The sequence below is a fragment of the Brevibacillus sp. genome (genome assembly GCF_003521185.1).
GTDB classification, from domain to species: domain Bacteria; phylum Bacillota; class Bacilli; order Brevibacillales; family Brevibacillaceae; genus Brevibacillus; species Brevibacillus parabrevis.
This window is the reverse complement of sequence record NZ_DOTK01000011.1, coordinates 25,557-32,561: the sequence shown is the minus strand read 5'-3', so window position 1 is coordinate 32,561 and position 7,005 is coordinate 25,557. Positions and strand designations below refer to the sequence as shown.

Sequence of the window (7,005 nt, the reverse complement as noted above, 5' to 3'; positions counted from 1 at the left end):
ACCTGGGTTGGTGCCAGAGCCGTTGCCCGGATTCGTGCCAGAGCTGTCGCCGGGGTTGGTGCCGGAGCCATCACCTGGGTTGGTGCCAGAGCCGTCCCCCGGATTCGTGCCGGAGCCGTCGCCGGGATTCGTGCCGGAGCCATCACCTGGGTTGGTGCCAGAGCCGTCACCCGGATTCGTGCCAGAGCCGTCGCCTGGGTTGGTACCAGAGCCATCGCCTGGGTTGGTGCCAGAACCGTCACCGGGATTCGTACCGGAGCCATCCCCCGGATTCGTGCCCGTTCCATCATCTGCTGTGGTTGCAACTTGCCCATTTGATGCCGCATGAGTTGTTGTTGCCATGCCAAAAAGGCTTTGCACAATGAGCAAGAAGGCCACAACAACTATCCAAGATTTCCTTCGCATAAGCTCCTCCTGTCATTTAAAAAAGCACTGCCAGAAGAGAAAACCAATGCTGCCCGGCATGGATGGTTGGTTGCATCATCGTCAACTTTTCGCGGAAAGCTTCGCTTGCACGATCAATCGCTCCCGCGGGTTTTTCGCTCCGACAGGCGTGCAGGTGACCAAGGTGAGCAATGGCTCTGCCTGATCGTCCAGCACCTCTACTTGAGTGCGATCGACGACAAACGTTTTGACGATGACAAAACGGTAGTTGGCTGTTTTCGTTTGAATGTCGATTTCATCATTCGGCGCCAGCTCATCCAGCCGATTGAACTGCTTGCCGCGTGTTGCTCCGCGATGCCCTGCCAGCCCGACGTTGTTTTTTCCAAATTCCTTATCCGGCTCGATCATCCCGGCCCCTTTATTCAGAACCAGGGAATCTGCGCCTGCAAAAATCATCATTTCCAAGTCAATTTTAGGAATCCGGATCACGCCTTTGGCCCCTGCAAGCAAGGCAGCGGGCGCAGAAGTCTGAGCAGTTGGCGCAGTGGTTTTTTCTGCTGGTACATGCTCGCTTACGCTACCCATCTGCTCGAAAGCGTAGATGAGTTGTTTTTGTTTTTGATCGTGCCGTTCCAACTCCCATTGCGGGTAGAAAAGAAAAGCCAAGCCTGCGAGGATAAATCCAATGCCAACGAGTACCCGCACTTGTCTATCCCCCTTCGGTAGCCATGCCTGTGTGCATACTCACTCCTTTCCTGTCTCGTTTGCGAGCCCGTTCCAGCAATGGCATCTTTTCGTACAAAGTTGTCGGGTTCAAAAAAGCTGCCCGGTTTGCGCCATGCAAGGAAGTAGAAAAAAATGCCTGAACCCATAGTAAATTTCCGCCCTATACAAATTCTCTACAGCACAAAAAAGCCGGGCGGAGAAAGGCTCCAGCCCGACTTGGCAGTTGGTTTTGTTAGCAAAAAACATTCACTGTTACGGAGTAGCTTTAGCACGCAGCAAGTTCAATCCCATTCCGATGAAGACAACTCCTGTGAGCTTGTTCAATACCACAGAAATCTTCGGATTGCTGCGCAATTTCGCGGTGGCAAATGACGCGAAAAGCGCGATGATGCTGCACCAGATTCCGCCTGTTACGGTAAAAGTCAGGCCAAGCAGGAGAAAAGGCAGCGCTCCGGCGTCTGACGTACTGACAAACTGCGGGAGGAAGGCAATGAAGAACAAAGCAACCTTTGGATTGGTCAGACTGGTGAGAACACCTTGCCAATACACTTTCTCGGTGTTGGCGTGCTGCGTGGCGGCACGATCCATCGACAGAGGCTCTTTGGTCAGGAACATGCGAACGCCGAGATAGACAAGATAGGCGACGCCGAGAATTTTAACGATGGTAAAAAGCAAAAGCGACTGCGCCAAAAGCATGGACAAACCAAAGGCTGCGAGCAGCGTGTGGATCAGCGAGCCCGTCAATATCCCGAACACAGACTGGATTCCCGCCCGTCGTCCCTGGGCAATGCTGCGCGAAATAATGTACATCGTGTCAGTGCCGGGGATCAGATTTAACATGATTGCTGTGAGCAAGAACGCTTCATAATGAACGATGCCAAACATGGTGGGTCTCCTCGCTGTTTCCAAAAGTGAACAAAGAACTAAGGAGCAATTATAGAATAATCTGATTGTGGATTCAACGGAAAAAATAGAAAGCTCCCACCGCATTTCAGAGCGTGCGATGGAAGCTGTTTCTTTTTCGATAGGCGAGGCACTGGCACTTCCTTACGGAGAGGGAGCGGAGTCAGGCTTTCCGGCGGGAATCCACCCGTCTTTTCCGTCAAACTCAATCCGATACCAGCCGTTCGTCTCCTCGACAGGCTGAGGCGGCGCGTCTTTTGCCACTTGACCGATGACCGGATACTCTTGGCCTGGCCCTGCATACACCTGAATGGTCTGGGACGAAGAGCTGTTATCCGTTTGTTCCCCCTCACTCGCGCCCTGATCGACCGACGAAGCATCATCAGGCTCGCTAGTCCCGGAGTCCGGGCTGTCCGGGAGCATGTCTGCCAGCTTGGAAATATATTCGAGGCCATCCCTGGTCAATTTGAACAAGGCGTATTCCTTCTCGCCTTTGCCGACCGCATTTTTCAAGACGACATGCTCGCGATCTTCCACGCCGAAATCATCTGCCTCTGCGGAAAACACCCGTGTCAACTTTTCCGCGGACAACTCCGGCAGCAGTCCGACATAGGCAAATGGGCGTTCTTTTCCGGCCGATTGCACGAAAATCAACGGAGCTTTCTCCGCTCCAAGCTCACTCGCCAGCTTGGCGGTAGCCGATTTCATGTCGACTTCGAGCGGCTGCTCCAGATAGAGCAGGGAGTCATTTGGCATTTTCGCTGCCAGATAGAGACGCTGGTCTGCTTCCACGAGTCCGAAAGCGTAGAGCTTGGCTCCCCACAGCTCAGTGCCGGAGATGATTTTGGTAAAAAGCTTGTCTGGATATTTCGCTTCCAGCATGTGGCCGGGATCGTAATCGAGCCAGCGATTCTCTACTTCGCTTACGAGCGTGCTGATATCCTGCAACGGATTCAGCTGCTGATACAGCTCAATCGCTTTTTGAAACTTGTGCGCTTTGACCAATTGCTCGGCCTGCTTGAAGTAGGCTTCCACTTGCTTGCTGATCGCTTCGAGCGTCGGCGAATCGGTGGGGAGGACATCCCCGATTTTGCGGTACGCCTCAGCCATGTCGACGAAGGCGGCAAGGTCTTGCTTGCGAATCGCTTCTCTCAATTCGTCCTTCGCGTATTTTTCCAACCGGGTAAGCAGCCAGCTTGCATCGACACCTTGCTGCGTGTAGTGGCGCAAGCTCGACGCTGTTCGCGTGATTACTTCGTCAAAAGAGGCATTGGCAATCAAAGCACGCAGCTTCGCCTTTTCATAGTCGGCAAAAAGCGCAAGCAGCTCGTCCTGTTTCGCCTGTTTTCCACCGTAATACTCGTCAGGAATGGCGATCAGCGTGTCGATAAAGGACTCGTCCCGATAGCTTTGCTTCTCCAAATTTTCCTTGGACTGCGCCTTCGCCTGTTGCAGCGCCTGCTGATAGTAGTCGGCCAACTTTTTCTCCAGGTTGATCTGCGCAGTGAACTGCTGAAAAAAGGCAGAGGCTGTGCCTGCCGTGCCGTTGTACTTTTCCCGCATCGTCTGGTAAATCCGATAGGCAGCAAGCACGTTCTCGTCCTGCTTACCCATTATGGCCGTCTGCAATTTTTGCTGAAGCTCCTCCAGTTCACGGCGCATGGCGCTCAACCGGGTCATGACAACAGTCCACTCTTCGTCTCCGTATGATAGCGTCGCCATGTCGCTGGCACGGGCAAAGCTTTCCTCGGCTTGAAGCAATTGATTGGCGTCATAAAACGACTTCGCCTGATCGTACAGCGCAATCTGCCTGTAGCCGAGCGCCAATTTGACGCAGACAGCGACAAGTGCGAGCGAAAACAGGACGAGCGCGGCATTTCGGACAAAGAGCGATTTTTGATAGGAGGATATTTTCATCAAAGGCTGCTCCCTCACAATACTCCTTTAAAGTCAGGGTCAAATGCAAAATGAGTATCCACCCTGTTTTTAGCAAAATGGTATAATTGTTCCCAGTTCTCGTTGCGATGGTCCCTGATCATTTTGGCGAGTCGCAGCAGTCGCTCACGCGGCAAATAATCGATAAACTCGATGATCAAATCTTGATACTCTTCCACATACGCTCTCATCCGCAGCGCCGCACCAGCCACTTGTCCAATCAGTTGCTCGCCGTTTTCGAGCAGCAAAATTTGCGCTTTGTAGCGCCTGACATAATCGAGCACCGCTTTTTTGACGAGCGATGGCTGTACTTTGACTACTTCACGCAAATATTCCATAAAGTCTTTGTCATAAGTCGATGGGATGAGAGTTTCCAGCTCAAGCTCCATGTCTTTTCGCAGCACAAAATGGTTCAGAAACATGATTTTGCGAATTTTAATCGTATCAGAGTCAACGAAGTAGCCGATTTCCCGTGTTTTTTCGTAGGCTTTCTTGATCTGTCCTGCTTTGACGTCAGCGCCTACTTGTTCCAGGTGATAGAGAAACGATTTTTTCAGAGCTTCTTCCTCCTGGCTGAAAAAGGTTTGCAGCTGAGCGTCTTTTTCATAAGAGCCGTACTTTTTTTGGATAACGAAAAACAGGCAGACAAAAAGCAGACCAACGCCTATGGCAATGGCGATCTCCGTCAGAGTCGTGGCACAGAGAATCGCGAGGCAGACGAACAAGCCCAGAAGCAAAAAGCGTGTCTGAACATACCGGCGAGTCACGGCAGCAGATACTTCCCGCACAGGAGTGTACGCTCGTCCGCATGTCTCGCAGTGCGTATCCCACAGAACGTGGTAAGTATGGCATCGCTTGCAGGCCTGGATTCGTTCAAAAGCGTGCTTTGTTTTGCGGGTTTTCCGGAATTGGACACCGATTCGTTTTTTCATGGCTGATTCCTCTTCTCGTTTAACAAGCGATGCAGATGCTGGTCGATTTCGGCTGCCGAGAGATTGCGCCGTTTCAGTCGCAGCAGCTTGAAAAAGCGCACTGCCAGCAGCAAAAAAGCGGCAAAGAGAAGAAAGTAAGTTAACATAAAAATTCTCCCTCATGAAAGTGTCGAAATCTGTAACAAAGAATCACGTCGTATCGTATTACGAGTAGGAGGACAAGCAATTATCTACTACTTTTTCACTACTCTTCAATCTAGTGGTAATAGTGTCACAGTCTTTCTTCGTTTGCAATAGTGCTTAAATTCTGTATGCAAGAGGGGTTCCCATGAAAAAGTTACGTTTTGGCATGTGGTATCGATACGCGCTGTGTCTCATGTTTCTGTTTGTCACAGTCATCTGGAGCGCTCATCCCGGCTACGCGCAAACCGTCGGAAACAACATGGACGCTGTACTGGTCGTCGATGTCAGCAATTCGATGACACAAAGCGACAAAAACAAGGTAAGCAATGAAGCAATGAAAATGTTCGTCGACATGACGTCCATTCAGGCGAACAAAATCGGTGTCGTTTCGTATACCGACAAAATCGAGCGTGAAAAAGCGCTGATTCAAGTTAATTCCGAGGAAGACAAGAAGGACATCAAAGCGTTCATCGACAGTCTGCAAAAAGGAGCGTACACCGATATTTCCGTAGGAGTGACGGAGGCGGTGAAAATTCTCGATGCAGGGCATGATCCGGCAAATGCGCCGATCATTGTCTTGCTGGCGGACGGCAACAACTTTTTGAACAAGGCTTCTGGCAGGACGCAGTCCCAATCGGATCAGGAGCTGCAAGAGGCAGTGAAAGCGGCAAAAGCGAAGGGCTATCCGATTTACACCATCGGGCTGAATGCGGATGGACAGCTCAACCGGACGACCTTGCAGCAAATTGCTACAGAGACGAATGGTAAATTTTTCGAAACAAGCACAGCGGACAAGCTCCCGCAAATATTGAGTGAAATTTTTGCCAATCATTTGAAGCTGAAAGTCGTTCCGGTGAAAAGTTTCACGGCGAACGGCCAGACCCAGGAAGTCCCGATTTCCATTCCAAACGCAAGCGTCATGGAAGCAAACATTTCCATCATGTCTGGAAAAGCAGTAGAAGTGAAGCTGTTCGATCCAAGCGGCAAACAAGTGCCGATCCCGTCTAATGAAGTGCGTTTGTCCAAGTCGAACGCGTACACCATGCTCAAGCTGGTGAAGCCGCAGCAGGGAGACTGGAAGCTGCAAGTAAAAGGCGTGCCAAAGGAAAAAATCGACATCAACCTGATCTTCAACTACGACTTGCAGCTTGCGGCGGAGCCAATCAAGGCAACCAGCTTCAAGGCAGGGGATGTTGTTCCGATCAAGGCAGCACTGGAGTCCAACGGCCAAAAGCTTGCCAGCCCTGATTTGTACAAGCCGATGAAGGCTACGTTGATCGTGACGGACAAGACAGATAACAAGACGAGCGAGCAGGCTTTGCAGAACACGGGAAGCGGGTTTGAAGGAAGCTTCACCATTCCGGCCGACCATTCGTACGAACTGAAAATCAAGGCGGAAGACAGCAGTTTTTATCGCGAGACGAAGCCGATTGCGATTGATGCAGCAAAGACAGGCACGGGAGCAACGACACAGCAGCCGACTACGACCAGCCCAGCCGCTGAGTCGAAACCATTTCCGTGGCTGACCGTACTAGGAGGTGCAGGGGTTCTTCTCCTGCTGGTTGGCGGCGGCTTGTACGCCTGGGCAATCTGGCGCAAGGCCAACAAAGGCTTCGCGGGACAGATCGCCATCGAGATCGTGGACGAGGATACCGGAGAGAAATCCAGTCCGCAGTACAAAAAACTGAGCGCGTTTAAAGGAAAAGTGAAGCTGCACCAACTGCTGCAACTCGCACCGGAGTTTGCAGAGACTGACAAAGTCATCTTTTTGCCCGGAAAAAATGACACGCTGATCATCGAAAATCGCTCCACCTGCCGGATCGAAAAGGCAGGGCGCGTGCTCGACGTCAGCCGGGGCAAGGAACTGAAGAAGAACGACCGCATCAAAATTTCATTAACGAATGTCAACAAGTCCGTTTTTGTAGACTACATCGTCTAGGAG

The 7,005-nt window shown here is 51.4% G+C and carries 7 protein-coding genes; 2 read left to right on the top strand and 5 right to left on the bottom strand.

What is annotated here, in order from left to right; genetic code table 11:
* Positions 1-318 (top strand): hypothetical protein (locus tag DEP07_RS03080; protein WP_441299845.1); only part of this gene is annotated, 318 nt, incomplete at its 5' end.
* A gap of 168 nt (positions 319-486) precedes the next feature.
* Here DEP07_RS03080 and DEP07_RS03075 read toward each other — a convergent pair.
* The 5 genes from DEP07_RS03075 to DEP07_RS03055 all read right to left on the bottom strand — a co-directional run bounded on the left by DEP07_RS03075 (position 487) and on the right by DEP07_RS03055 (position 5,026).
* Positions 487-1,089 carry a class D sortase gene (locus DEP07_RS03075; RefSeq protein ID WP_173597282.1) on the bottom strand — a complete coding sequence of 201 codons (603 nt, stop codon included), beginning with the start codon at positions 1,087-1,089 and terminating at the stop codon, positions 487-489.
* Between the two features lie 273 nt (positions 1,090-1,362).
* Positions 1,363-1,995 carry a LysE family translocator gene (locus DEP07_RS03070; protein WP_122962408.1) on the bottom strand — a complete coding sequence of 211 codons (633 nt, stop codon included), beginning with the start codon at positions 1,993-1,995 and terminating at the stop codon, positions 1,363-1,365.
* A gap of 162 nt (positions 1,996-2,157) precedes the next feature.
* A complete protein-coding gene (locus DEP07_RS03065; RefSeq protein WP_281868948.1) occupies positions 2,158-3,930 on the bottom strand; it encodes an SH3 domain-containing protein in 1,773 nt (590 codons plus the stop codon).
* A 14-nt stretch (positions 3,931-3,944) separates the two neighbouring features.
* Positions 3,945-4,880 carry a hypothetical protein gene (locus DEP07_RS03060; protein WP_242773622.1) on the bottom strand — a complete coding sequence of 312 codons (936 nt, stop codon included), beginning with the start codon at positions 4,878-4,880 and terminating at the stop codon, positions 3,945-3,947.
* On the bottom strand, positions 4,877-5,026 hold the full coding sequence (locus DEP07_RS03055) for a hypothetical protein (protein WP_007778284.1): 150 nt from the start codon (positions 5,024-5,026) through the stop codon (positions 4,877-4,879). Before DEP07_RS03055 ends, DEP07_RS03060 begins: the two co-directional genes overlap by 4 nt.
* A 182-nt stretch (positions 5,027-5,208) precedes the next feature.
* Here DEP07_RS03055 and DEP07_RS03050 point away from each other — a divergent pair, with 182 nt between their 5' ends.
* Positions 5,209-7,002, top strand: coding sequence for a vWA domain-containing protein (locus tag DEP07_RS03050; RefSeq protein ID WP_122962410.1), 1,794 nt, complete (start codon positions 5,209-5,211; stop codon positions 7,000-7,002).
* Positions 7,003-7,005: the final 3 nt, after the last annotated feature.

Coding starts and splice junctions, on each gene's coding strand:
- DEP07_RS03070 (WP_122962408.1), bottom strand. CDS start 1,995: ATGTTTGGCATCGTTCATTATGAAGCGTTCTTGCTCACAGCAATCATG.
- DEP07_RS03065 (WP_281868948.1), bottom strand. CDS start 3,930: ATGAAAATATCCTCCTATCAAAAATCGCTCTTTGTCCGAAATGCCGCG.
- DEP07_RS03060 (WP_242773622.1), bottom strand. CDS start 4,880: ATGAAAAAACGAATCGGTGTCCAATTCCGGAAAACCCGCAAAACAAAG.
- DEP07_RS03055 (WP_007778284.1), bottom strand. CDS start 5,026: ATGTTAACTTACTTTCTTCTCTTTGCCGCTTTTTTGCTGCTGGCAGTG.
- DEP07_RS03050 (WP_122962410.1), top strand. CDS start 5,209: ATGAAAAAGTTACGTTTTGGCATGTGGTATCGATACGCGCTGTGTCTC.